The 24,108-nt window shown below is 72.2% G+C and carries 19 protein-coding genes and 1 other RNA gene; 6 read left to right on the plus strand and 14 right to left on the minus strand.

The window, feature by feature from the left end; genetic code table 11:
• The first annotated feature begins 5 nt into the window (after positions 1-5).
• Together VA596_RS39420 and VA596_RS39425 are read left to right on the plus strand one after the other, a co-directional pair.
• Positions 6-542: an HAD domain-containing protein gene (locus tag VA596_RS39420; protein ID WP_323334349.1), complete on the plus strand. Its 537-nt coding sequence runs from the start codon at positions 6-8 to the stop codon at positions 540-542.
• Positions 539-811, plus strand: a complete 273-nt coding sequence (locus tag VA596_RS39425; protein ID WP_323334350.1) for a hypothetical protein — start codon at positions 539-541, stop codon at positions 809-811. Before VA596_RS39420 ends, VA596_RS39425 begins: the two co-directional genes overlap by 4 nt.
• On the opposite strand, the gene VA596_RS39430 is transcribed toward VA596_RS39425, so the two are convergent.
• Both VA596_RS39430 and VA596_RS39435 read right to left on the minus strand, forming a co-directional pair.
• Positions 804-1,577: a helical backbone metal receptor gene (locus tag VA596_RS39430; RefSeq protein ID WP_323334351.1), complete on the minus strand. Its 774-nt coding sequence runs from the start codon at positions 1,575-1,577 to the stop codon at positions 804-806. The genes VA596_RS39425 and VA596_RS39430 overlap by 8 nt on opposite strands.
• Positions 1,574-2,980, minus strand: coding sequence for an RNB domain-containing ribonuclease (locus VA596_RS39435; RefSeq protein ID WP_323334352.1), 1,407 nt, complete (start codon positions 2,978-2,980; stop codon positions 1,574-1,576). Before VA596_RS39435 ends, VA596_RS39430 begins: the two co-directional genes overlap by 4 nt.
• Before the next feature lie 141 nt (positions 2,981-3,121).
• On the opposite strand from VA596_RS39435, the gene VA596_RS39440 reads away from it, so the two are divergent.
• Complete coding sequence (locus tag VA596_RS39440; protein ID WP_323334353.1) at positions 3,122-4,066, plus strand: ATP-binding protein; 945 nt, start codon at positions 3,122-3,124, stop codon at positions 4,064-4,066.
• Here the strand turns inward: VA596_RS39440 and VA596_RS39445 are convergent.
• From VA596_RS39445 to VA596_RS39505, 12 genes are all read right to left on the minus strand, one after another.
• Complete coding sequence (locus tag VA596_RS39445) at positions 4,063-4,245, minus strand: hypothetical protein (protein ID WP_323334355.1); 183 nt, start codon at positions 4,243-4,245, stop codon at positions 4,063-4,065. The two genes, VA596_RS39440 and VA596_RS39445, sit on opposite strands and share 4 nt — an antisense overlap.
• A gap of 3,616 nt (positions 4,246-7,861) precedes the next feature.
• Positions 7,862-8,863, minus strand: coding sequence for a C40 family peptidase (locus tag VA596_RS39455; protein ID WP_323334356.1), 1,002 nt, complete (start codon positions 8,861-8,863; stop codon positions 7,862-7,864).
• A 3-nt stretch (positions 8,864-8,866) separates the two neighbouring features.
• Positions 8,867-9,472 carry a hypothetical protein gene (locus VA596_RS39460; RefSeq protein WP_323334357.1) on the minus strand — a complete coding sequence of 202 codons (606 nt, stop codon included), beginning with the start codon at positions 9,470-9,472 and terminating at the stop codon, positions 8,867-8,869.
• A 3-nt stretch (positions 9,473-9,475) separates the two neighbouring features.
• On the minus strand, positions 9,476-11,563 hold the full coding sequence (locus VA596_RS39465) for a magnesium transporter (protein WP_323334358.1): 2,088 nt from the start codon (positions 11,561-11,563) through the stop codon (positions 9,476-9,478).
• Positions 11,560-14,556, minus strand: coding sequence for an ATP-binding protein (locus tag VA596_RS39470; RefSeq protein ID WP_323334360.1), 2,997 nt, complete (start codon positions 14,554-14,556; stop codon positions 11,560-11,562). The genes VA596_RS39465 and VA596_RS39470 overlap by 4 nt, the downstream gene beginning before the upstream one ends.
• A 3-nt stretch (positions 14,557-14,559) precedes the next feature.
• Positions 14,560-15,036, minus strand: a complete 477-nt coding sequence (locus tag VA596_RS39475; protein ID WP_323334362.1) for a hypothetical protein — start codon at positions 15,034-15,036, stop codon at positions 14,560-14,562.
• Positions 15,037-15,048: 12 nt separating this feature from the next.
• Complete coding sequence (locus VA596_RS39480; protein ID WP_004562703.1) at positions 15,049-15,315, minus strand: hypothetical protein; 267 nt, start codon at positions 15,313-15,315, stop codon at positions 15,049-15,051.
• 618 nt (positions 15,316-15,933) lie between these two features.
• Positions 15,934-16,791, minus strand: coding sequence for an SCO6745 family protein (locus VA596_RS39485; RefSeq protein ID WP_323334366.1), 858 nt, complete (start codon positions 16,789-16,791; stop codon positions 15,934-15,936).
• 48 nt (positions 16,792-16,839) lie between these two features.
• Positions 16,840-17,243, minus strand: an RNA gene (gene rnpB, locus VA596_RS39490) — RNase P RNA component class A.
• 30 nt (positions 17,244-17,273) lie between these two features.
• The gene (locus tag VA596_RS39495) at positions 17,274-18,533 is read right to left on the minus strand and encodes an NAD(P)/FAD-dependent oxidoreductase (RefSeq protein WP_323334367.1); all 1,260 of its coding nucleotides are present in this window, start codon (positions 18,531-18,533) and stop codon (positions 17,274-17,276) included.
• A complete protein-coding gene (locus VA596_RS39500; protein WP_323334369.1) occupies positions 18,530-19,348 on the minus strand; it encodes a 4Fe-4S domain-containing protein in 819 nt (272 codons plus the stop codon). The genes VA596_RS39495 and VA596_RS39500 overlap by 4 nt, the downstream gene beginning before the upstream one ends.
• An 8-nt stretch (positions 19,349-19,356) precedes the next feature.
• Positions 19,357-20,025 (minus strand): DUF4142 domain-containing protein, encoded by a 669-nt coding sequence (locus tag VA596_RS39505; protein WP_323334371.1) that lies wholly within the window; start codon positions 20,023-20,025, stop codon positions 19,357-19,359.
• A gap of 247 nt (positions 20,026-20,272) precedes the next feature.
• Here VA596_RS39505 and VA596_RS39510 point away from each other — a divergent pair, with 247 nt between their 5' ends.
• The 3 genes from VA596_RS39510 to VA596_RS39520 are packed head-to-tail and all read left to right on the plus strand — an operon-like array spanning position 20,273 to position 24,106.
• On the plus strand, positions 20,273-20,806 hold the full coding sequence (locus tag VA596_RS39510) for a sigma-70 family RNA polymerase sigma factor (RefSeq protein WP_323334373.1): 534 nt from the start codon (positions 20,273-20,275) through the stop codon (positions 20,804-20,806).
• Positions 20,803-21,222, plus strand: a complete 420-nt coding sequence (locus VA596_RS39515) for a hypothetical protein (protein WP_323334374.1) — start codon at positions 20,803-20,805, stop codon at positions 21,220-21,222. The genes VA596_RS39510 and VA596_RS39515 overlap by 4 nt, the downstream gene beginning before the upstream one ends.
• A 31-nt stretch (positions 21,223-21,253) precedes the next feature.
• Positions 21,254-24,106 carry a helix-turn-helix transcriptional regulator gene (locus VA596_RS39520; protein WP_323334375.1) on the plus strand — a complete coding sequence of 951 codons (2,853 nt, stop codon included), beginning with the start codon at positions 21,254-21,256 and terminating at the stop codon, positions 24,104-24,106.
• The last annotated feature ends 2 nt before the right edge of the window (positions 24,107-24,108 follow it).

Here is a 24,108-nt window from a genome sequence, read left to right on the forward strand (position 1 = left end):
CAGGTGTGAGACCGCTGATCCTGCTCGACGTGGACGGCCCGCTGAGCCCGTGGGCCGCACCGCGCCACGCGAAGCCCGCCGGCTACGTCGAGCACCAGCTGAAGGTGTCCCGCTGGGGCCGCCGCAAGCTGAAGATGTGGCTCAACCCCGGCCACGGCCCCGCGCTGCTCGCCCTGGCCGGTTCCGCGGACGCGGAACTGGTCTGGGCGACCACGTGGGAGCACCAGGCGAACACCCTGATGGGCCCGGCGATCGGCTTGCCGCGCCTGCGGGTGGTGGAGTTCCCGGGCGAACCGGCGGAGTGGAAGTTCCCCGCGGTGGCCCGCTTCGCCGCGGGCCGCCCACTGGCCTGGTTTGACGACGACTTCGACACGTTCCCCCAGGCCCGCCGAGGGTTCGTCGCCCGCCGCGGCGACCTGTCGACCGAGCTGATCGCCGTCAACCCGCGTACGGGCCTCACCACCGAGCACTTCGACGCGCTCGAGTCCTGGTTGCGCGGGCTGAAAACCGATCGTCCCGATGTAGGTTCGCCGGAATCATGACTTTGACGCGCAAGGGTTCGCGGCCCATCACGGTCGGCGGTGTCGAGTACCGGTGGGCCATCCGCCCGAAGCCCACCTACTCGCAGGGGCTCGGCGCGACGATGACCTACGCCATCGAACTCGCTGAGCGGCCCGGGCCCGTGCTCGTCGTGGACACCGGGCGGCCGCGCCCGGACAACTGGCTGGACCAGACCACCGAACCGGTGACCCCGGCCGAAGTCGCCGACGGCATTCGCGCCGCGCTGGCCCGGGGCTTCGACTTCACATAGCTGACAGAGCGTCCGTCAGGGCGGCGTGCGCGTCCACGAGCGAAGGGCCGTACCAGGTGATGTGCCGCCCCGAGACCAGGACGTACCGCTCGTCCGGGAAGTGCTCCGGGCCGTCCTCCTCGGTGAACAGGTACGGCTCGTCCGGCAGCACCAGCAGGTCCGCGTCCGCCGCGAAGTGGGCCCGCAGCTCCTCGACGTCCGGCCTCGGGTAGCGCTCCTCCGAAGCCGCGTAGACGTTCGCGACGCCGACCCGGCGCAGGACGTCACCAGCGAACGTCTCGCGACCCAGCACGATCCACGGCTTGCGCCACACGGGAACCACCGCGTGGAACCGCACCGGACGGACCTCGCGCCAGATCTCCTCGGCCTCGACCAGCCAGTCCGGCTCCGGCAGCTCGTACGCCTGGGTCAGGATCCGCCGCAGGGAACCCAGCGCGGCCGGGACCGAAGCCGACGCCGCCATCACCCACACCGGGATTCCGTTGGCGCGCAACCGTTCGACGTCCTCCGGGCGGTTTTCCTCCGAGTTGGCCAGCACCAGGTCCGGCGCCAGCTCCAGGATCCGGTCCACCTTCGGGTACTTCGAACCGCCCACCCGCGGGACGTCCAGCGCGGCCGGGTGGGTGCAGTAGTCGGTCGCGCCGGCCAGCCGTCCGGGCGCGCTGACCTCGACGGCTTCGGTCAGCGACGGCACGAGCGACACCACCCGGGACACGGAACCGTCCAAGGGCACCGGCTCACCGAGATCGTCGACGAGGTGCGTCATGCGCGTTCGAACGACACCTTCCGCTTCTCGACGTCCACCGCGGTCAGCCGGACGCCGATCCGCTCCCCCGCGGTGAGCTTCTCCCCCGAGCACTTCGCCATCACCGTCGGGTCCTCGACGAGGATCTCCGCCTTGTTCTCGTCCGCGCGCAGCACCACCGCGCTGAACTCGCCGCCGACGTGCTCGGCCAGCACCCACGCCTCGACCTGGTCGATGCACGCCCGCTCGACCTTCGCCGCGAGGGTGTCCGACGCCGTCATCCGCTCCGGGACGTCCGCCAGCGCCGCCCGCACCCACGCCGGGACGTCGCGATCGGCCGACACCGCGAGGCAGATCTCCGTCGCGAACCGGTCGACCAGCCGCCGGATCGGCGCCGTCACGTGCGCGTACGCGCCGCCGATACCCGCGTGCGTGGTCAACGCGGGCAGGCCGCCGTCGAACGCCGTGTAACCGGCGCCGCGCAGCAAGCGCGTCGTGTCGGCGTAGATCGCCATCGCCGCGGGCTGCCGGGGATCCAGCCGGGACAGGAACTCCGAGACGGTGTCGGCCGCCGGCCAGGCGATGCCGACCGCTTCGGCGGAGCGGCGCAGCCAGTCGACGGCCTCGGGCTCCGGGTCGGGCAGCGTGCGCAGGACGCCGATCTTCGCGTCGATCATGATCTGCGCTGCGGCCATGCCGGTGAGCAGCGAAATCTCGGCGTTCCAGGCGTCGACGGCGGTACGCGGGCGGCGCGCCAGCACCCAGCCGCCGTCCGGGTCGCCGCTGATCTCCTGCTCGGGCAGCTGCAGCTCGACGGCGCCGCGGCGGACGGCCAGCTCGCGCCGCCGCCGTCCCAGCTCGGGCAACGCGGCCACCGACGGGTGCGGGTCACCGGCTTCGAGAGCGGCCTGGACCGTCTCGTAGTCGAACTGCTCGGTGGACCGGACCAGCGCGCGGCGCACGCGGGTCGCCGTCGGCTCGCCCGCTTCGTCGGTCTCGATGGTCCAGAGCACCGCGGGCCGGATCTCGCCGGGCAGCAGGCTCGCCGCGCCCTCGGACAGCACCGGCGGGTGCAGCGGGACGTTGCCGTCGGGCAGGTAGAGCGTCTGCCCGCGGCGCCGGGATTCGCGGTCGAGCGCGCCGTCGGGCGGGACGAACGCGGCCAGGTCGGCGATCGCGTAGTGCACCCGGAAGCCGTGCGCGGTCCGCTCGACGACCATCGCCTGGTCCAGGTCCTTGGAGCCAGGCGGGTCGATCGTGACGAACGGCAGGTCCGTCGCGTCCTCCCGGGTCCCGGCCGCGGCCAGGGGATCCAGGACCGCGGCTTCCGCCTCGGCGAGCACCTCGGGCCCGAAGGACTCCGGCAGCGAAAACTCGGCACGCAGGGGGCCGAAGTCCCCGCCCGCCGTATGTGTCCTGATCACGAGGGGAGGCACCCCCCAACCCTAACCCGCGAACGGCCCGGGAAACGGCACTGTGATCGCCCGATCGGGCTTGGGCCGGTCGGGTGTACGTTGACTCCGCAATAATGAAAACCGTCTTCATTCCCAAGAAGGGATCCGACCGTGAAGATCGCGTTCGTCGGCAAGGGCGGCAGCGGCAAGACCACGCTGTCGTCGCTGTTCGTCGCGTACCTCGCCGGCGCCGGCCGCCCGGTGCTGGCCATCGACGCCGACATCAACCAGCACCTCGCGGTGGCGCTCGGCGCGACCGAGGAGGAGGCACTCGCCTGGCCGACGCTCGGCGACAACATGGCCCTGATCAAGGACCACCTGCGCGGCGACAACCCGCGGATCCCGGACGCGGCGTCGATGATCAAGACGACGCCGCCGGGCCGGGGTTCGCGGCTGGTCCGGCCGTTCGAGGACAACCCGATCTTCGCCGCCTGCTTCCGGCAGCTGGGCGGGGTCCGGCTGGGCGTCACCGGCCAGTTCGACGAGGACGACCTCGGCGTCAAGTGCTACCACTCGAAGGTCGGCGCGGCGGAGCTGCTGCTGAACCACATGGTCGACGTCGACGGCGAATACGTCGTGATGGACATGACCGCGGGCGCCGACGCGTTCGCGTCGGGGCTGTTCACGCGGTTCGACGTGACGTTCCTGGTGTGCGAGCCGACGGTGCGCAGCGTGGGCGTGTACCGCCAGTACGCGGACTACGCGCGCGACTTCGGCGTGCGGCTCGTGGTCGTCGGCAACAAGGTCACCGACGACGAGGACGTCGAGTTCCTGCGGGAGCAGGTCGGCGAGGCGCTGCTGGGGTGGATGTCGGCGTCGCGGCACGTCCGTGCGGCCGAGCGCGGCGCGGCCCGGCCGATCTCCGAGCTGGAGCCGGCCAACCTTTCGACGCTGCGAGCGATGCACGCGGCGGTCGACGCCGAGCAGCGCGACTGGGCGCGCTACCAGCGTCAAGCCGTCGAATTCCACCTGCGCAACGCCCAGGCGTGGGCCGGCGCCGAGCTGGCCTCCCAGGTGGACCCGGAGTTCGTGCTGGGTCCGCAGGTGGTGGTCTAGTCGTCTTCGGCGTCGGCCTGCCGGGTCCGTTCCTTGGCGATGTCAAGGGCGCGACGGGCCGTGGCCTCGTCGGGGTACGGCCCGAGCAGATCGATGCCGCGGGCGCGTTCGAGGTGCTCGACCTGGTTGGTGCGGGTGTTGTAGTACCACCCCGGGTCCGGATTCGCGTCTTTCGCCATACCCCAAGCCTGGCATCCCCGGACGAGTCTGTCAGCGCTTGTACCGGTAGGGGATCTCGGTCGGCTGCCCGGTGGGCCCGAACTCCTGCGGCTCCTCGGGTTCGGCGGGCTGATCGGTGAACTCGTCGAACCACCCACGCGAGGGCATGGCGATGCCTCGTGGAGGGGTATCGGCGTCCTCGTTGGCGGACTGCCCGCTGGGTTGCGGGAGCGGTTCCCGCCCAGGGAAAACGGGCGGCACAGCCGGATTCGGCGACTGGGGCGCGGAGTTCGGCCCGGGGAAAACGGGCCGGACGGGCGCGGCGTGCCTGGTTGGGAAGGACTGGGGGGTCGACTCAGGGCCGGGGAAGACGGGTTTGGGGGGTTGGGTGCGGGCTGGGCCGTTGGCTGGGTTGCTGGTGGGGGCCCAGTGCTGGGGCGGCTGACCGGGCTGACCGGGCTGACCTGCCTGGCTGGGTTGGCCTGACTGGCTGGGTTGGCCTGGCTGCTGCGGGGTTGGGCCGGTATATGGCGCAGCTGGGCTGGGCTGCTGGCCGACCTGCGGCGTGACTGAGCCGCGCTGCGGCATGGCCTGGCCGGTCTGTGCCGCGGCTGGGCCAGACTGCTGGCCGGATTGCGGCGTGATCTGGCCTGCCTGCGGCGCGGTTGGGCCGGACTGTGGCACGGCCGGGCTGAACTGTGGCGCAGTTGGGCCGGTCTGCTGGCCGGGCTGCGGTGCTGCCGCACCTGGCTGCTGCCCGAACTGCGGCACAGCCGGGCCGGACTGCGGTGCGGTCGCGCCGGGCTGCTGGCCGACCTGCGGCATAGCTGAGCTTGGCTGCTGGCCAGTCTGAGACGCAGCCGAACCTGGTAACTGCCCGGGCTGCGGCGCAATTGGACCGGAATGCTGGCTGGGCTGCGGCATGATCGGACCAGGCTGTTGGCCGATCTGCGGCGTGACTGAACTTGGCTGCCGGTCAGGTTCCGCTGCTGCCGCGGCTGGCTGCTGGCCGAACTGCGGCGCAGCCGGGCCTGGCTGTGGCGCGATCGGGCCCGGTTGTGGCGTGGTCAGGCTTGGCTGCTGCACGACCTGCGATTCCGGCGGCGTCACGGGCGAGCCGGACTGACCGGCCCCCGGCGGCGCGACCGGGCCTGGCTGGGTTTGACCAGCCGACGGTCCCGAAGGCGGCGCAACAGTGCCCGGTTGCGAGAGAGGCCCCGGCTGAGACGGCTCAGACGATGCCGCGACGGGCGACATGGGGTGCTGGCCAGGCGGCACCGAAGGCTCGCCCGGACCGTCCTGCGCCATGGCGGGCCGACCAGGCTGCGATCCAGCCGGATCAGCGGGCGTATGCGAAGCAGGCGGCGCACCGGAGTGCGAGGCGTCCTCTTCCTCAGAATCGACCTCAGCCGGCTCGTGGGAAGGCGAACCACCCTCGACGGCAGGTGCTGGCTCGGCCGACTCGCTGTTGGGCGAACCGCCTTCCGCGGCGGGCACCGTTCCAGCCGACTCGTCCGCGTGCGGCGCAGGCGCCGACTCGTCGGTCGGCGAACCGCCTTCGGCGACTGGTGCCGTCTCCTCAGGCTCGCTGGAGGGCGAGGCAGGCGTACCGCCCTGCCCGGCAGATACCGGCTCGGAGTGCGAGTCGCCCTCCGCGGTAGGCCGTGCCTCGTGGGCGTGTGAGGTGGCTGACTCGCCATCCTTGTCGGGCGCTGAATTGTCAGCCAAGTCGTTCTCTGCGAGTTCGCTGGAGTTCTCGGGCACGGAATCGTCGTGCTGCGGACCAGTCTCAGTGGCGTCGGGCTCCAGCTCTGCGGACTGATCACCCTGGTCGGACAGCTCGATCGGCGACTCGGTAGCAGGCCGTGGGTTGGACCACTCCGCCGAAAGCGGCGACTCTTCAGGGGCCGCCGGGGGTGCGTGTCGCGGGATGCTCGCTGATGCCTCGGCTGCGGGGGCCGTCGTCTCCGGCGCCGCGTGGCGGGCCGACTGCTGTGGTGCCTTGACCGGGCCTGGGAGGTCCGCCTCGGCGGCCACCGACCACTCCGGCTCCGGGGCGCGGTGTTCCCAGCTGGGCGGCGGTTCCGGACGGTGCTGGTTCGGCGCCGCCTCCTCCGGGCGGCTCCACGCCAGGCCACCGGCGGGCGCTCCCGGCCGCGAATCGACGGCCGCTGCGGGCGGCTCGACCTCAGCCGGCGCCTCCGAGCGGGAATCGACAAAATCGCCCGACGGCTCGGCCTCGGCAGCGCCTAGGCGCGACGGCTCTCCCCCAGACTCCGAGTCGACGAACCCACCAGTCGGCTCGACCTCAGGCCTCGACTCCGCAAATCCAACCGGCGACTCAGCCCCGGGCCGCACGCCGGCAAATCCACCAGCAGACTCAGCCCCGGGCCGCACGTCGACAAATCCACCAGCGGGCTCGGCCGCAGGCCGCGACTCAACGAACCCACCAGCGGGCTCCGCCCCAGGCCGCGCATCCACGAATCCACCTGACGCTTCAGGTCCAGGCCGCGACTCCGCGAACCCACCCGGCGACCCAGCCCCGGGCCGCCCATCAGCGAATCCACCAGCAGACTCCGCCTCAGGCCGCGGATCAGCAAAACCACCAGCAGGAGCAGCCGTAGACCGCGACTCAACGAACCCACCAGCGGGCTCAGCCGCAGGGTGCGCATCCACGAATCCGCCTGGCGGTTCACTTCCGGGCCGCGAGTCGGCGAACCCACCTGGCGACTCAGCCCCGGGCCGCACGCCAGCAAATCCACCGGCAGGCTCAACAAACCCACCCGCGGGCTCAGCCCCAGGCCGCGACTCAACAAACCCGTCAGCAGACTCCGCCACAGGCCGCGACTCGACAAACGCTGCGAACGGCTCGCCCCCACCCGAAACCCCCGGAGCCACGGACGAGGCCGGCGGAGGCCCGCCCTGAACAGGCTGCGCCGGAGGCGGCGCATGCGGCACCGTCCGCCAGACCGGTGCCGGGCCGATGTTCATCGGGGCCGGCGCCTGGCCCGGGGGTGGGGGTGCTCCCGGCGGCGGGGCCTGGGGGCGTGCCGCCGGTTTCGGGATCGGGTCGAGGCTTGATACCAGGACCGTCGTGTTCGCCGGGTCGTCCACCTTGCGGCCGCTGCGCTCGCGGTAGACCATCTCGCCGTCGGCGTCCATCTCCACCAGGTAGCCCGCCTCCGCGAGCTGCTCCTCGTCGAGATCCTCCAGACGCTCGTAGCGGGACGGCACCACGCGGTAGATCGGCCACGCCAGCCTCGCGTTCTCGGCGTGGAACTGGGCCAGCAGCGCCGCCATCTGCTGCTGCCACGGCAGGGACATCCCCTCGGCCAGCGACCTGGGCAACACCACGTAACCGGCGTCGACGCCGGGGTAACCGACGCTCAGCTGGTCGGCCAGGGGCGTGCTGGACGCGGGGCGAGCCGACTGCCTCGGGGGCTGGGGCGCGCCGAACAGCGCCGCCGGATCCTGGGGACCGCCGGGCTTGCCTCGCTTGCCGAATTTCCGTCCCACGTGCTCATCCTCTGCCAGTACGCGGCCGCCTGCTCGTGGAAGCTCCGCGACGTCGGGTGAATCGGTTCCGTTGTCGGCCAATCCGCCGGCCCGCTCGTGTCAAGGGGGCTTTAACCCATGCTAAACGCCGGGCCGGACCGCCTGCGGCACCACTTCGGCCTCATCGAACGAGAACGCCCGTGTGTGCACCGGAACACCGGTCTGCTGCGCCTCGACGACCTTCCCGTCCCCCAGGTACATCATCACGTGGTGGATGGTCTCCGGGTTCGACGGGTCGGTGGCGAGGAACAGCAGGTCACCCGGCTGCGCCTCCCGCACCGGCAGCATCGCGCCCGCGTGGTACTGGTCCTGTGAGACGCGCGGCAGGATGATGCCGGCCGACTCGTAGGCCCGCAGCATCAGGCCCGAGCAGTCGTACGAGTCGGGCCCTGTGGCGCCCCACACATACGGCTTCCCCTGCTCGCCGAGCGCGAAACTGATCGCCTTCGCGGCGGCCTGGCTCGGCGGCAGCAGCTGGCCCAGCCCGGTGCCGCAGGCGACGACGTCGACGACCTGGCCGACGTTCTCCACCAGCGTCGCCGCCATCGGCTCCCACTTGTGGTAGCGGTCCGGGAACCCCGAACGCTCGACGGCCTGCGCGGCGTCGCCCGGGCGCTTGTTCTCCCAGTCCGGCACCGCCAGCAGCACGTCGTAGAACTTGTTGACCTCGTACGTCGGGTCCGTGACCTGCGCGTACGTGCCCCAGCCCATCGACGGGCGCATCTGGAAGATGCCGAGGGAGTCGCGGTCGCCGTAGGTCAGGTTGTGCAGCCCCGACTCGGTCATGCCGGCCTGGATCGCGACCTGCCAGGCGCGCGGTGCGAGCGTCCGCTGCTTGCCGATCGAGATGATCAGCGCGACGATCCCCTTCTGCTCGTCGTCCAGCTTCGACGCGTCGACCGTGCCGCGCTCGCCCTCGCCGGGCTGGGTCGGCCCGACCGAGGCGTCGCAGCTCCTCAGCGACACGCCGCGGGCCTGGGCCTGCTGGTTGTCGACGACGACCTTGGCGGCGATGGCGGTGATGATCAGGGCGCCGATCGCGACGAACACGATCAGCCCCAGCCACAACCCCAGCCGCCGCATGCGTCAGCTCGCCTGGTCGTAGTCGGCGACCCGCCAGCCGGCGTTGGTGCTCACCACCGTGATGCTGAGCTTCGGGCCGTCGGTGGGGATCGTCAGCTGCACCGAGCTGGTGTAGGACGTGCCGACCGTCGGCTCACCGGTCACCTTCGTGGCGGGGACGTTCGCCGGGTCGACCGACGACATCACCGGCAGGTACTCCTCCGTCGTGTACGGCTTCAGCTTCTCCAGCCACTGCGCGGACGTGATGCCCTGCGGGTGGTCCACCCACGCCGCGGCCCACTCCTTCGCGACGCGGATGGCGTCACCGTTCGGCGCCGCCGTGGTCGGGGTGGCCAGCGGTGTGGAAAGCCTCGTCGGCAGGTTCGACGTCGGCACCGGCGCGGCGACCCCTGACGGCGTCGGCGCGGTGACCGAGGTGGTCGTGGTCCCGGTCGCCGGCGACGCCTTGGCCTGCTGCTTGCCCATCACCTTCGGCAGGACGATGCCGAGCGCGGTGACCAGGATGGCCAGGAACACCAGCGTCCCGACCAGGTGCCGCGGCGAGCGCAGCGGCCAGCCCCACAGGCGGCGGTAGACCGCGGCGCGGCCGCGGTTGGTCCGGATCGGCATCGGTCACCGCCCCATGACGCTGTCGGTGTCCCGCGGTTCCTCGCGGACTTCGATGCCCCGCGACGGCCGGTACAGGACGAAGACCGGCTTGCCGGCGACGACTTCGGGGTCGACGCGGCGCGGCTGCGCCCGCACGCCCGGCGTCCGCGGCGCGTCCGGCGGGACGTAGTCACTGAACCCGGTCTCCGGCGTGCGGAGGTCGGACGGCACGACGACCGGTTCGGGCTCGTCGCTCCAGCGCCGGTCGGCCACCGGGGAGGTGTCGACGCGCCGGCTCTCCTGGCCCCGCACCGTCGGGTGACCACCGGCGCCGACGACGACGTACTCGCCGGGGTCACCGCCGGCCGGGTTGTACTGGCCGAACACCGGAGCGCCGGGACGTCCGCCCGCGGGCAGCGCGCCGGCCCGGCCGCCGTTGACGGCCCCCGGCCAGGCACCCGACCACGCGGCGGCCGGACGGGACGCGCCCGAGCCGTTGTCGAGGCGCTGGGCGTTGGCGAAGATCGTCGCCTCCGGCCGGAACCGGCCACCGCCGACGGTCGCGCCCATCGGGCCACGCTGCTCGCCGTCGACGACGTCGTCGGTGTCGCGCACGTTCTGCCAGAACTCGTCCTGCGGGGTGGGGCCGCTGCGGTTGCGCCGGAAGCGGGAGAAGACCCCGCCGCCGGGCGACGGCACCGCGGCGCCGACCATGCTGACCGACATCTCGACCATCTGCCACAGCCGCCGCACCGGACGCCCGACCATGAACAGCAGCACGGTGATCAGCCCGGCGAGCACCATCTGCGTGAGCATGTTGAGCGAGTTCGAGGCGTCGAAGATCGCCTGCAGCAGCAGCGCGTGCACGCCGGCGAGCACCGAGAGCACCACGAGGTTGAACGCGACCCCGCCGGCGACCTTCAGCACGCGGCGCAGGATGTCCTGGTGCAGCAGCGCGACGAGCCCGATCAGCGGCGCGGTGAGCGCGAAGAGCCGGATCAGGACCTGCGCGAGCAGCACGGACGCCTTGGCGAGCAGCTGGAAGAGCGAGTAGACGATGGCCTGGCCGAGGGACAGGAACCCGGCCCCGGTGCGGCCGCCGGCCTCACCGGTGAAGTACCCGGTGGCCGGGCCGAGCTTGGTGGAGATGTCCTTGTAGGAGTTCTTCTTGCCGTCGATGACACCCTGGTTGCCGTCGTCGCCGTTGCGCAGCTGGCCCCACGTGAACGCCTGCGCGTCCAGCAGCGGGCGGCCGAACTGGTCGGCCTGCGGCGCGGTCGGTGAGCCGAACTCCCCGCGCAGCCAGTTCTTGTAGACGATCTCGTTGTGCAGGTTCGTCGGCAGCACGTGCCGGATGACCCGGTTGTCGGAGTCGTCGACGAACCCCGCCTGGATGTTCGTGGTCGTCTGCACGATCGCTTTGTCGATCGGGTCGAAGTACCGCAGCATCGCCAGCGACGACGCGGCCAGCCAGATCCCGGCCATCGCGTACAACGCGCGCTTGCTGACCGCGGCGAGGTCGCCGCGCCAGATGTTGCGGAACATCATGATCGACAGGATCAGCGCGACCAGGCCGAACAACTGGGCGTAGATGTTGTTGTAGACCTTCTCCGCGCCCGACTTCACCGCGCTGTACAAGGGATTGAGCAGGCCGCCCTCGAGCACGGTGTAGTGCAGCGAGTTCGTCGCGCCGACGATGTTCTTGCCCAGGTTGAACAGCTGGTTGCCGCCCCAGGTGTCGAGCGTCGAGCCGGCCGGGGTGATGCTCAGCCCGGAGCAGTTCGTCTCGAAGGTGTTCCAGACTAACCCGGCGTAGCTGTAGTCGACGTACGGGCTGCCCGCCTCGCCGTGGCCTTCGGCCGGGTCGATGGCGCCGACCATGCCCGCGCCGGGACGTTCGGGGTTCGGTGCCTCACCGCACGCGGCCGCGCTCGCCGCCGGCGCGGTCGCGATGGCCTGCAGGCCGAGGACCAGCATGACGGCGAACATCGTCGCCTTGCGGCTCGGGGTGCGCCTGCCGGGTCGTCGCGGACCGTCCTTGATCCGGCGCTTGAGGGCGTTCCATCCGGCTGCCAACGTCAGCAGCACCGCCAGCGTCAGCAAGGTACTCATGCGGCGTCCCGGCCGGTGCCGCCCTTCCCGCCCGTGCGGGCGTGCTGCTGCCCGCCGTGGCCGTTCTGGCCTGGTCCCGTTCCGTTCGGGGGTTGCTGGACGTCTCCTTGGACCTCGCCGGTCTCCGACGCCAAGGGGTCCGGGGCGCCCAGGAGGTTTTCGTCGGCCAGGCCGACCTCCAGCTCGGCCGCCAGCTCGAAGTCCTGCTCCAGCTCGATGTCGTCCTCCGGCGGGGATGCGACGAACGGCTTCTCCTCCGAAGGGTTCTTCGGCAGGGCCAGCTCCGTGCCCGGGCGCGGCTTGGCCGCGTCCTTCGAGCCCGGGGTCGTGTCCATCACCCGGCGCAGGTGGTCCAGGTGCGGGCCGGAGAAGTCGACGCGGATGCGCTCCACGCCGCCGGCGCCGTCGCCGAAGATGAACTGGCGAGGCTCGATGTCGCGCTCCAGGCCGCGCTGGGCGGCGCCCGGGCGGCGGCCCAGGGCCGCGACCACCTGCTCGTAACCGACGCCCACCGGCACCTTCAGCAGGCGCAGCGCGTCGGCCTGGGCGTCGTCGTCGTCGAGGCGGCCGACGAACACCGAGTCCAGCAGGGTCACGAAACCCTGGATCTTCAGGAAGTCCGCCGGGATCTGCGAGGACAGCAGCACGCGGACGTTCCACTTGCGCGAGTCACGCGCGAAGCGGTTCATCAGCACGCGCCCGGTCGGCACCTCGGACAGGAAGAACGCCTCGTCGATCCAGACGCCCTTGCGCATCTCCTTCGGCTTCTCGTACACCGATCGCTGGGTCAGCCACGCCGCCAGGTTCAGCATCTCGACGCCGAGGGACTCCGCGTCCGTCCAGTACTCGCGCGGGACGCCGTCCTTCGGCAGGGTCAGGCCCGCCATGGTCAGCACGGTCAGCCGGTCGTCACGGGTTTCGGCGTACGGGTCGGCGTCGGACTCCGGGATGAGCAGCGCCATCCGCTCGCGCATCTCGTCGAGGAAGTCCGCGACGACGCCCGCGTGCTCGTGGTGCTCGCTGGAATCGCGCCGCAGGGCGTCGATCACCTGGCCGGGGTCGGCGTCGAAGCGACCGCCGACGGTCCGGACCGCGCGCAGCAGCACGATCCGGGTCTGCGCCATCCGCGACACCTCGTACGGCAGCACGCCGGTGAGGACGTCCAGCACGAGACGCCGTCGGGTAGCGCCGGCCAGGGCCTTCTCCCGGCGCCAGGAGCGCTCGGGGTCGTCCTCGTCCATGAAGTGCTCGATCAGCGGCTCGGCGACCACCCGGTACGGGTTGAGGATGCCGGGCTGGGCGTTGAGCAGGTTGATCGGCCGCGCGTACGGCCGCAGCTCCGGCAGGTCGCACAGGCGTGACAGCGGGCCCGACGGGTCCAGCAGCGTCCAGCTCGCCCCGGCCCGCAGCGTCTTGTAGACGATGCCGCCGCCGAGGAACGACTTGCCGGCACCCAGGCCGGCGACCATCGCGGTCAGGCCGGAGCCGTCGCGGATCTCCTGGGCCATCCACGGGTCCCAGGCCACCGGGCGCCGGGTCGCCGTGCAGGTCTCGCCGAGCAGGATGCCGCGCCGGTCGCCGACCTCCGCGGTCGCCGTCGGCACCGCCGAGGCGCCCCAGACGACCGAGCCGCGGCGCATGTACGCGGCCGACGCCAGCGGCTCACCCGGGATGAACTCCCGCGCGAGCGCGTACTGGGCCTCCGGGTGCTCGATGGCGATCTTCGGCTTGTACAGGTCGAGCAGCTGCTGGGCCAGGCGCAGCGCGTCGCGCTCGGTCGGGCCGGACACCGCCAGCCGCCACCAGCTGCGCACGCGGGTGGCGAGCGCGGTGAAGCCCGACGTCATCTCGTCGTCGATCTCCAGCACCCGCCCGGCCTGGCGCGACAGCGACTGCGGCGGCTCCAGCTCGTGCTCGTCGGTGTAGTGCTTGACCTGCGAACGCACCTTGTTCATCTGGCGCTGCAGCTCGCTGGCGACCTCTTCGGGACGCCGGACGTAGATCCGCGCCGACACCTCGACCGCCGCGGGCAGCCGGTCGGCGTGCTGGATCCACGGGTCGTCGACCTCGGGGATCTGCAGGCCGTGCATCTGCCCCACCGTCAAGATCGCCAGGTGCCGCGAGACGCCGGCGTTGGAGCCGGTGCGGCCGCGGACGGTCACGGTCGGCGCGTACGGGTCGGCGTAGTAGTCGGCGGCGTCGGTGAAGCTGGCCAGGTCCTCGGGCTCCCAGGCCGCACCGGGCACCGCGGGCATGTTCCGCGGCGCGGGCAGGCCGAGCGAGCACGAGCGGTGCATCAGCCAGGACATCTCCTCGGCGTGCACCGGACGGCCTTCGAGCCCGGCGCTGCCGATGACCTGGTCGAGGTGCTCGACCTCGGAGTCCAGCGCGGCCAGCTCGGCGTCGACGGCCTCGGGCAGGATCTTGCGCAGCACCGGCGCGGCCCGCTCGACCGCGCGGTCGACCATCCGGCGGGTCTGCACCTGGACACCCAGGTAGACCTCTTTTTCGGCCATCGAGCGGCCCATCAGCTGCTGCTGCTCGCCGATCAGGTAGTCGTCGAAGGACAGCGCGCCCGGGACGTCGTTGGGGCGGCCGTGGGCGTTGTAGACGTGCGCCTCGGCCCACATCCGGATCGGGTACGGCCGGTTCGTCACACGCAGGTGCAGCCAGCGGCCCTGCAGCTCGGCGTACTGCCCGGCGATGGCCGCGACGAGGTCGCGGCGCTGCGAGTCGGAGCGGAACGACCAGCGCTGCGGCGCCAGCCGGTACCAGGCGTAGACCTCGTACCCGGTGCGGACCAGGTGCCCGTCGATGCTGCGCACCGCGATCGACGGGGTGTACGCGGGGATCGCCTGCTCACCGGGCAGGCGACGGCCCTTGGTGCTGCCACCGCCCGAACCGTTCCGCGCCGCGCGGACCTGCTCGGGCGGTTGCCACGCGCCAGAGTGAGCGTCCCGACCTTTACCTCGGCTACCGCCGCGACCGAACAACGACTACCTCCCGGCCCGGGCCGCACTGCGGCTCGGGCGCGCTCGTGGTGCTCCCTGGACGACGGCACCCGGCGCTGAGCCGTGGTGCCGGTACTGCCGTCTCCGACGGTGCTTCGGCAACGGGCGCTCCGCCCGTACCCGGACGCGACTGGCGCTGACGGCGCCACCCGTGCCCGTGGTCAGCTCCCTCGGCGTGTTGAGCTCGCGCCCGGCCATCGCGACCACGGTGCCGAGCGGCCGCTCGTGGCTGATCTTGGCCGTCAGCAGCCGGGTCACCACGATGGTCGCGATGAACGCCCACGCCGTCGAGAAGAACCCGAAGCTCCACCCGGCCCAGCGTTCGACGCCGAGCACCAGGAAGAACACCGGGATGCCGATGAGCCACGCGACGTAGCGGGCCCTCCAGGGAAAAGTCGCTTTCGGCGGGCCGAGCCAGACGGCGTCGACCCGGTAGACCTCGTCATCAGTCCTGATCCGCACGTGGACCCCGTCTCAGCCGGTGAACAGGCCGGCGATCCACTGGCCCACGTTGACGCCGGCGCCGCTGACCGCGAGCCCGATGATGGCGAGCGCGATGACCACGCCCGCCAGCCGGCGCATGACGCCGGCGTTGTCGCCCTTGCCGCCGCCGAGCCACAGGAGCAGGAGTGCGACGGCCAGCAGCACCAGGGGGATGACGTTGTCGAGCAGCCACTGGCGCACGTTTCCGGTGCCCAGCTCGCCGGCGGCCAGCGTGTCGAGGGTGGTCAAGGTCATCATCGCGTTACTCCCGGTGCGCGGTGGGGGCCGCGCGGTTCTGGCTCAGGCAGTGCTTCGAACAACATCATGGCGGCTACGAGGGGTAGCGGTCAAAGCGCGCTGAGTAGGTACCGGCTCGCTGCTCAACCGGGACGGCGCGCTTGTTACCCGAAATCTCCACGCCCACCATCATCGCGGCAAGGGTCCTCCGGTCAAAGCCCGGCCGCCCATCGTTTTCGTCGCAGTGCCGAACTCACTCTCTTGGCAGAGAATTGCTCACTTTGCGTACCCGGCTTGTGACCATCGCCGGGCCGGAAACAGTGTGACACGACCCGAACGGCGGCCTTGCGGGAGTCCACACTGTGACGCCCAGTGGACCGTTCGGCCGAGTACCCGATCTTCACGAACGCGAACGTCCGTCACTAGGTGTTCAAGACCTCACACAAGTTTCACTACATAGCGTGATCTTGCTCCATTCAGACGCGTACCCGCCTGACGCATCCGGCCGCAGTAGGCACGACGGCCGGACGCAGGACGAGCTTCACCGGCGGACGGGACTCGGAACTCCGGCGATCAGGCCGGCCGGCCTTCCCGGTCGAGCGTCACTCCGGGTGCCCACCGAAAGTCGGCGCAGCATCCTCAGGCGCGCCGCCGGGCGAACACTCCGTCCGGGAAGGCACCCGCCGCGACGGCCTGCCGCGTGAGGTCGCGGCACAGCGCTTCGAGCCGGGCCGTCTTCTCCGGGCCGAGGTGGTCCCACGGGCCGGTCGCGGCGGCCTCCGTGGCGACTTCGATCCGGTCGCGCAGCGCGACGCCCGCCTCGGTCAGCTCGCCTTCGGCGTCGAGGATGCCGCGGTCCGCCAGGCCGGCCTTCGCGGCGGCCCACTGCTCGTCGCTCCAGCCGCGGGTGAGCTTGGCCGCGTCGGTCGTGAAGCCGTGGCCGGTGGCGACGTGCGTGACGACGGCCTCGACGCCGCTGAGGCCGTTGAGCACGAGCGCGGCGACGTGGCCGTCACCGCGGTACTCGCGCACCAGTGTGAGGGCGTGCCAGAGGGCCAGGTGCGGCTGCTCGGGCCAGGGCAGCGCGGTGTGCGCGGCGTAGAGCGGGCGGCCTTCGGCGGTGCACCCGGCGGAGGCCTCACGGGCGAGTTCGGCGGCCTCGGCGACCTCTTCGCCCTTGAGGGTGTCGTCGCCGAGGAGCCGGGTGAGCACCTTGTCGACGCCGTCGAGGCGGGCTTCGAGGACCTGTTCGGGCGTGGCCAGCGTCCAGGCCCGCGGGATCACCCGCGCGACGACCTCGGGGTTGAAGTTGTAGAACGTGGCCGCGACGACCTCGGGGCCGACCGGGCCCATGGCGGCGGAGCGGCCGGCGAAGTAGGGCATCCGCCCCGGTCGCAGCCCGATCCCGGTGAGGGCGGCGTCGACTTCGGGGGCGAAGTAGGCCAGCGCGTGCAAGGAGTCGAAAGCCGACTTGAACTGCTTCTCGTTTCCCGCCATGCGGGCACCCTACCCCCGGGTAACCACTTGGCACGAGCCTCGAAGGTGCGGACGAGCTGGCATGTAAGCCGGATCCTGTTCCCCGGTCGCCTTGCGGCTCCGGGGCGGCGGCCATCCATCTCGGCCTGCCGTCGCCGGCAGGCTCCAGCGGCCTACCCGCAGACTCGGACGGGCCGTCCTCGAACGCCTGCGCAGGAGCTCGTGAGCTCCCTCTTGGCCTTGCTCCGGGTGGGGTTTACCTAGCCGTCCCGGTCGCCCGGGACGCTGGTGGTCTCTTACACCACCGTTTCACCCTTACCCCGGTCCACATGAAGCACGGACCGGGGCGGTCTGTTTTCTGTGGCACTTTCCCGCGAGTCACCCCGGGTTGCCGTTAGCAACCACCCAGCCCTGTGGAGTCCGGACTTTCCTCGAGCCGGGTCGCCCCGGCCCGCGACCGCCCTGCCAGCTCGTCCGCGCGGAGAAGCGTACCCGCGCGGCTCTCACCACCCCGCGACGGCACTGCGGTGGTCGTACGCGCCACCGTGACGCGGGCGGACGATCTCGGGCGCGGGACGGGGTTCGGCCCCGTGCGCCTGCTGCCGGGCGAGCTCGGCCGTCCAGTGCACGACGGCGGCGGGGCTGTCGAGGCCGATCAGCCCGACGAGCACGCCGTCCCGGACGAACCCGGTGATCGGGCGGGTGCCGGGGGCCGGGGACTCCAGCAGCACGGTGTCGGTGCCGAGCATCGGGCGGCCGGCGACCTGGATCCGGACGCCGTGCTGCTCGGACCAGTAGCGCGGCACCGGCGTGAAGGCCGGCGAGCCCTGCGGCCCGGCGAGCAGGTTCGCGGCGGCCGCGCGGCTCATCTCGACCGCGTTGAGCCAGTGCTGGTCGCGCTGCGGCACCGGGCCGAAGCGCAGGTTGGGCCAGCGGGCGACGTCCCCGGCGGCGACGATCGTGCTCGAGCCGACGACGTGGCACGTCGGCCCGCAGACGACGCCGTCGTCGAGCGGGAGCTTGGCGCCGCGCAGCCAGGACACCGCCGGGACGCTGCCGACGGCGACCACGACGGCGGCGACGTCGATGGCCCGGCCGTCGGCGAACTCGATGCCGACGCCGGCGGGCGCCGGACGCCAGCGCCGGATCGTCGTGCCGAGCTCGAGGCGGACGCCGCGGGCGGTGTGCAGCGCGGTGAGCCACTCGCCGATGTCGGGGCCGAGGACGTCAGCCAGCAGCGCGCGGGGCCGTCCGAACAGGACGACGTCGCGGCCCATCTCCCGGAGGCTGGACGCGACTTCGCAGCCGATGAGGCCGTCGCCGACGACGGCGACCGGGCCGGGGCTGGTGAGCAGGGCGCGCTGCAGCGCGATCGTGTCGGACAGGGTCCGGACGACGACGACCCGCGGGTGGCCGTGCGGCGCGCCCGGCAGGCGGCGGGGTTCGACGCCGGTGGCGATGACCAGCCCGTCGTAGCGGAGCTCCTCGTCGGCGAGGTGGACGACCTGGCGGTTCGGCGACAGGCCCGTGACGGCGGTGGCGAACCGCCACTCGGCGTCCACCTCCAGCGGGTCGGCCAGCAGCGTGTCGGCGCGGCTGACGGCGCCGGTGAGCAGGCTCTTGGACAGCGCCGGGCGGTGGTAGGCGATGTCGGGCTCGGCGCCGATGACGACGACCTCGCCGTCGAACCCGAGTTCGCGCACCCGCTCCGCGGCACGCAAGCCGGCGAGGCCGGCTCCGGCGATGACGATCCGTTCGGTCATCGGGTGGCTCCCAACAGGTGGATGGCTCGCATGGGACAGGCGCGTGCGGCGGCCCGGACGTGGGGTGTCAGCCGGGCCTCCGGCCGTTTCTCGTACTCCAGCTGCCCGTCGTGGCCGAGCCGGAAGACCTGGGGTGCCTCCGACTGGCAGACGCCGTAGGCGTGGCAGCGGTGGCTGTCGACGGTGATCCGCATGACGGCGTCGTCGTCCACGTCCACGTCGGAGGGCGTCGGCGCGATCAGCCCGGCGCGGACGAGCGCCGCCGCGGGCAGCACGCGCAGCATCGACAGCACGACCGGCGGGACGCTCGCGGTGATCCCCGCGAGCCAGACGATCGCGAGGTGCCCGCTGGAGACCGCGCCGAGCCAGGCGTGCACCGCGAGCAGGCCGATCGCCAGGTAGCCGAACTGGTGGAAGCGCAGCCACCGGCCCTCACGCGCGCCACGGCGCAGCCCGGCCGTCACCGAGACCGCGACGACCAGCTCGAAGCCGGCGATGCCGAGCGCGTGCCGCGTGGTGCCGTCGTAGAACGGCAGGAGCAGGTCGGCGAAGCCGAACGCGTCGTCGTCGAGGAAGAGGAACGTCAGCCCGTGCAGGGTGCCGGTGGCGAGGGTGAACGCGGCGAGCACGACGTGGCCGGAGCGCACGGCGTCCTGGCCGCTGAACCGGCGTACCCAGCCCGCGGCGGCCAGGACGCCCCAGCACAGGGTGAGGCACATGCAGAGGTAGGTGAGGCGGCCGGACAACGCGGCGGCCTCGGCGATCCCGGCGTCGTGCGGCGACGACGCGGTGTTCAGCGCGGCTGACAAGGACATGGAGCGGCTTACCTCCGGGGGCGCGGCGGGGTCGTGGCGGGAGATCCGAGGAGGCGGAGCAGGCCGAAGGTGCCCACGGTGGCGAGGGCGACGAGCACCGCGCCGAGCGCGAGGTCGCCGCCGCCGAGCGTGTCGTCCTCGGTGGCGGGGACGAGCAGGGACGTCGTCTCGGCGAGCCCGGTGCTCTCGAGCAGCGTCAGGTGCCCGAGCGTGGTGTCGACGGCGGTCTGGGCGAACGCGCGGACGTCGTCGTCGCGGGTGCCGGCGCGGACGTCGGAGGCGAGGGCGAAGAGGTCGCCGTACTCGGCGCGCAGGCGGTTGACGTAGGCGCGGTCGAACTCGTCGCCGGAGTCCGCGGCGATCTCGTCCGCCCACGCGCGCTCCTGGTCCGTCGGCTCGGCGGGCAGGGTCACGGCGACCCGGTCCGCAGCCGCGCGGAGGGCAACGTCGAGGCGGGCCTGGTCGTCGGCGATGAGGCCGGCGACGTCGCGCACCCGGCGGTTGCCGGCACGCTCGGCGGCCAGCGTGCTGGCCGGCCCGGCCCACAGCGAGTGCTGCTTGAGCCGGGTCATCAGGGTGCGGTCGGTCTGCTGCAGCTCCCCCGCGGCGGCCGGCAGCGCGGCGCCGAGCACCAGCGCGGCCGTGGCCGCGAACAGCGCCACGAATCGGAGCGGCATTCCGTGTCCCTTCGCGAAGAGGTCCTTACCGGGAGCTACGCGCAAAAGGCGTTGCGTGGTTCTCCTCGTCACCTTTTAGAGACTGTGACGTGCATCACAAGACAGTTTTTGAACCGGCCGCGAGCACTCGCCGTAGCGACCGGGATCCAATTAGACGGGGAAACTGATGCATATGGCCTATTAAGTGCTTGTGCGCTACGCTCTGCTGGCGCATAAGTCCGCCAGTCAGGTGAGGTTGCGAAGATTCATGGAAGCACTGGGCAGAACCACCGTGGCCGACCCAACGGAAGATCTGATCCCGTTGCTGTACAAGAACTTCCGCACGACCCTGTTCAGCCAGGTGTTGTCCCTCACCAACTACGACCGGCAGTGGACCGAGGATGTGGTGCAGGAGACCATGATCCGCGCCTGGCAGCACTCCGACACCCTCGAACGCGAGCCCGGAATGCTGCGAGGCTGGCTGCTCACGGTGGCCCGCCGGATCGTCATCGACGGCTGGCGAAATCGCCGGGTCCGCCCGCAGGAGGTCGCTCTGGAGATCCCGGACAACACCGAATCAGCCGACCGCGCCGACAGTTCGTTAGCTGCACTAACGATTTCACGGGCCATGTCGGAACTGGACGAGAAATATCGCTCGGTGATCACCGAGACATACCTCGCCGGAAACACCGTTCGCCAGGCGGCGACAATTCTCGGAATTCCGGAGGGAACCGTGAAATCGCGGTTGTACACGGCGATGCGGCAATTGCGGAAGGCGCTCGGGGAAGTGACGGTGCGATGAAGGAGGGGAACGAGCTGCACGAGGACGCCGCGGCCTACGGGCTCGGCGTCCTCGACGATCCGGGGGAGTTCGAGGCGCACCTGAGCGGCTGTGCCCGCTGCCGGGTCCGCGTCGCCGAGTTCCGCTCGGTGACCGGCGCGCTGGCGCAGGCGGTCCGGCTCGGCTACCTGCCGCCGGGCGACGGCACGGCCCCGCGCCGGAAGTCGTGCCTGTTCGGCGGGCGGCGGCCCGGCTCGGCGACCGGCACGCTGCTACTGGTGGCGCTGGCCATCGGCGTCACGGCGCTGTGCGCGCCGGGCCCGGCCTGCGGGAAGGACCGGTCCGCAACCGCTGCGTCCATGGTCTCCCCTGCTCAGGTCGTGGCCGGCACCGGCGCCCACCTGCGGGATCTCCCGAGGTCGGCCGGTTTCCAGTAGTCTGCCCGAACCCAACATGAAAGTCCTTACGGTGGATACCGAAGTAAATCCCGAGAACCCCGTCAGCGGGGCTTCGGTACCGAAGCGTCCCGCCCCGCGGCTCCCCGGCCGCGAGCCCGAGCTCAGCCGCCTGACCAGGCTTTTCCCGGTCGCCCTCGGCGGCACGGCGGCCAGCGCGGTGCTGGTCGGCGAGTTCGGCATGGGCAAGAGCGCCACGCTCCGCACCGCCGCGGCCCTGGCCGCGGACGCCGGCTTCGCCGTCGCGATCGCCACCGGGTCGCGGCTCGAGAGCCACCTGCCCGGCGGGCTGGCCCGGCAGCTGGCCGACGCGCTGGACGACCTCACCGCCGACCCGGCGTCACCCCGCCCGCGAACCGCGCACCCGGCCGAGCAGTGCGGACCGGCCGGCGAGAGCGAAGCCCTCGAGCGCTTCTTCCACCTCGTGCGCCGCGCGGCCGAGCAGGGCCCGCTGTTCCTCGGCATCGACAACGTGCACCTGTCCGACGCCTGGTCGATGCGCTGCCTCGCCTACATCCGGCACCGCATGCTCGACCTGCCGGTGTTGATCATACTCACCGCCCTCATCGGCCACCCGCCGCACCGCGAGGTGGCGATGCTGGAGATGGCGGGCTGCACCCCGGCCACGATCACCCTGAACGGCCTCGGCGACGCCGCCGCGGCGGAGATCCTGGGCCTCGCCCCCGGCGAGCTGGCGTCCACCTGCCGCGAGGCCACCGGCGGCAACCCGTACCTGCTGCACGCGCTGCGGCCGCGGCTGCTGCCCGGCGCGGACCCGCACGCGCTCGGCTCGTCACTGATCGGCCAGGTGCTCCACACCCGGATGCACGAGTTCCCGCACGCCCCGGCAATCCTGCAGGCCGCCGCCATCCTCGGCCAGGACGCGGGCTTCGACCTGCTGGCCCAGCTCGCCGGCATCGACGAGCTCGACGCGCTGCAGGCGATCGACACCATGGTCCGGCTGCACGTGCTCGACAACAGCAACCAGCCGTCGCTGTCCTACCCGTTCGTCCGCAACTCCGTGCTCAAGGACATGCCGCAGACGACCCGGGCGGTCAGCCACGCCCGGGCCGCGAAGCTGCTGGCGGAGACCGGCGCGCCGATCGAGCGCGTCGCCGCGCACCTGCTGGACGCCACCGCGGTCCGGATCCCCTGGGGCGTCGACGTGCTGCGCCTCGGCGCGCGCAACGCCCTGTTCGCCGGCGAGGCCGACCTGGCCGCGCGGTACCTGCGGCGGGCCCTCGACGAGCGGCTGAGCTCCGGGCGGCGGGTGGCCGTGCTGCTGCAGCTGGCGCACGCCGAGTTCCAGCTCGACCCGCCGGCCGCCGCCGTGCGGGTGCGCGAGGCCGTCGACAACATCGGCCGCCGGGAAACCGCCGCGTTCATCGCCACCGCGATGCTGCTGTCGCTCTGCGGCGGCCAGGACGCCCGGCTGGCGATCAGCGCGGCCGGCCAGATCGCGGCGCGGCTCGACGCCGGCGGCCCGGACGCCGTCTGGCCGCTGCTGTGCATGACCTACCTGGCCGAGGCCGGCAGCAGGCTCGGCCCGCCGCCGGAGTTCCGCGACTTCGAGGAGCAGTGGGCGCCGCTGACCGACCCGGCCGCGCGCCGGAGCCGCTCGGCACTGCTGGCGCTCGACGCGGTCCGCAGCGGCGAGTCGGCCCAGGACGCCGTCACGCACTTCGCCGACGCGCTGAGCCACGTCTCGGCCCCGGCCGAAGACGGCACGCCCCAGAGGCTGGGCGGCGGTGACGGCGACCTGTTCGAGCAGCACTACTTCTTCACGCTGGCGACCGCGGTGCTCGCGGACGAGCCGGTGCACGTCGACCGGCTGTGCCGGGTCCTCGACGTCGAGCGCGAGCCGTGGGACGTGCACATCCCGCAGGGCGCGCTGCCGACCCTGGCCCGCGGGATCGCGCTGCAGGCCAGCGGCGACCTGCAGCGGGCGAGCGTCCACTTCGAGTCGCTGCTGCGCCGGTTCGACGAGCGCGGCGCGACGACGACCTGCCCGGTCGGCGTGCTGTGCGCGGCGAAGCTCGTCGAATGCTGGGTCGACCTGGGCCGGTTCGAGGCGGCGACGTCGCTGCTGGACCGGATGGACTTCGTCGCCAGCCAGGGCCTGTTCACCCACACCTACCTGCTGTACGCGCGCGGCCGCCTGCGCGTCGCCACCGGCTACACCCGGTTCGGCTTCGAGGACCTGCTCAGCTGCGGACGACGGCTCGCGCACCACGGCATGCGGTTCCCCGGGTTCGTCCCGTGGCGCGCGCACGCGGCCCGCGCGGCCCTCGCCCTCGGCCAGGCCGACGACGCGGCCCGGCTGGCGGAAGAGGACATGTCCGCGTCGACCCGCTGGGGCGCGGCGCGGCCGCTCGGCACGGCCCTCACGACCTTGGGCCTCGTCCGCGAGGACGACGAATCCGAGCGGGCGCTGACCAAGGCGATCACCGCGCTGCGCTCGTCGCCGGCCCGGCTGCAGCTGGCGACGGCGCTGACCGAGCTGGGCGCGCTCCAGTCGCGGCACGGTCAGTCCGAAAAGGCCATCGAGACGCTGCGCGAAGCGGTCGAGCTGAGCGAACACTGCGGCGCGCGCCCGCTGGCCCGCCGCGCGGCGGAGGAGCTGCGGTCGTCGCGGCGCGCGCTGACGCCGGCCAAGGACAACGAGCACGGCCTCACGCGGCAGGAGAACCGCATCGCGGTGATGGCCGCGCAGGGGCTGACCAACCGCGAGATCGCGACGGCGCTGCACCTCACCCGCCGCACGGTCGAGCTGCACCTGTCCGGTGCGTACCGCAAGCTCGGCATCCCCGGCCGGGCGGAACTCGGTGGTGCGCTGGCGAAGTCCCAGCGCGTGGACACGCGTTGACC

Source organism: Amycolatopsis heterodermiae, assembly GCF_034929455.1.
Lineage (GTDB): Bacteria > Actinomycetota > Actinomycetes > Mycobacteriales > Pseudonocardiaceae > Amycolatopsis > Amycolatopsis heterodermiae.

Excerpts from the sequence above, each read along its gene's own strand:
- VA596_RS39425 (WP_323334350.1), top strand. The coding sequence starts at position 539 with ATGACTTTGACGCGCAAGGGTTCGCGGCCCATCACGGTCGGCGGTGTC.
- VA596_RS39430 (WP_323334351.1), bottom strand. The coding sequence starts at position 1,577 with ATGACGCACCTCGTCGACGATCTCGGTGAGCCGGTGCCCTTGGACGGT.
- VA596_RS39445 (WP_323334355.1), bottom strand. The coding sequence starts at position 4,245 with ATGGCGAAAGACGCGAATCCGGACCCGGGGTGGTACTACAACACCCGC.
- VA596_RS39455 (WP_323334356.1), bottom strand. The coding sequence starts at position 8,863 with ATGCGGCGGCTGGGGTTGTGGCTGGGGCTGATCGTGTTCGTCGCGATC.
- VA596_RS39460 (WP_323334357.1), bottom strand. The coding sequence starts at position 9,472 with ATGCCGATCCGGACCAACCGCGGCCGCGCCGCGGTCTACCGCCGCCTG.
- VA596_RS39465 (WP_323334358.1), bottom strand. The coding sequence starts at position 11,563 with ATGAGTACCTTGCTGACGCTGGCGGTGCTGCTGACGTTGGCAGCCGGA.
- VA596_RS39480 (WP_004562703.1), bottom strand. The coding sequence starts at position 15,315 with ATGATGACCTTGACCACCCTCGACACGCTGGCCGCCGGCGAGCTGGGC.
- VA596_RS39485 (WP_323334366.1), bottom strand. The coding sequence starts at position 16,791 with ATGGCGGGAAACGAGAAGCAGTTCAAGTCGGCTTTCGACTCCTTGCAC.
- VA596_RS39495 (WP_323334367.1), bottom strand. The coding sequence starts at position 18,533 with ATGACCGAACGGATCGTCATCGCCGGAGCCGGCCTCGCCGGCTTGCGT.
- VA596_RS39500 (WP_323334369.1), bottom strand. The coding sequence starts at position 19,348 with ATGTCCTTGTCAGCCGCGCTGAACACCGCGTCGTCGCCGCACGACGCC.
- VA596_RS39505 (WP_323334371.1), bottom strand. The coding sequence starts at position 20,025 with ATGCCGCTCCGATTCGTGGCGCTGTTCGCGGCCACGGCCGCGCTGGTG.
- VA596_RS39510 (WP_323334373.1), top strand. The coding sequence starts at position 20,273 with ATGGAAGCACTGGGCAGAACCACCGTGGCCGACCCAACGGAAGATCTG.
- VA596_RS39515 (WP_323334374.1), top strand. The coding sequence starts at position 20,803 with ATGAAGGAGGGGAACGAGCTGCACGAGGACGCCGCGGCCTACGGGCTC.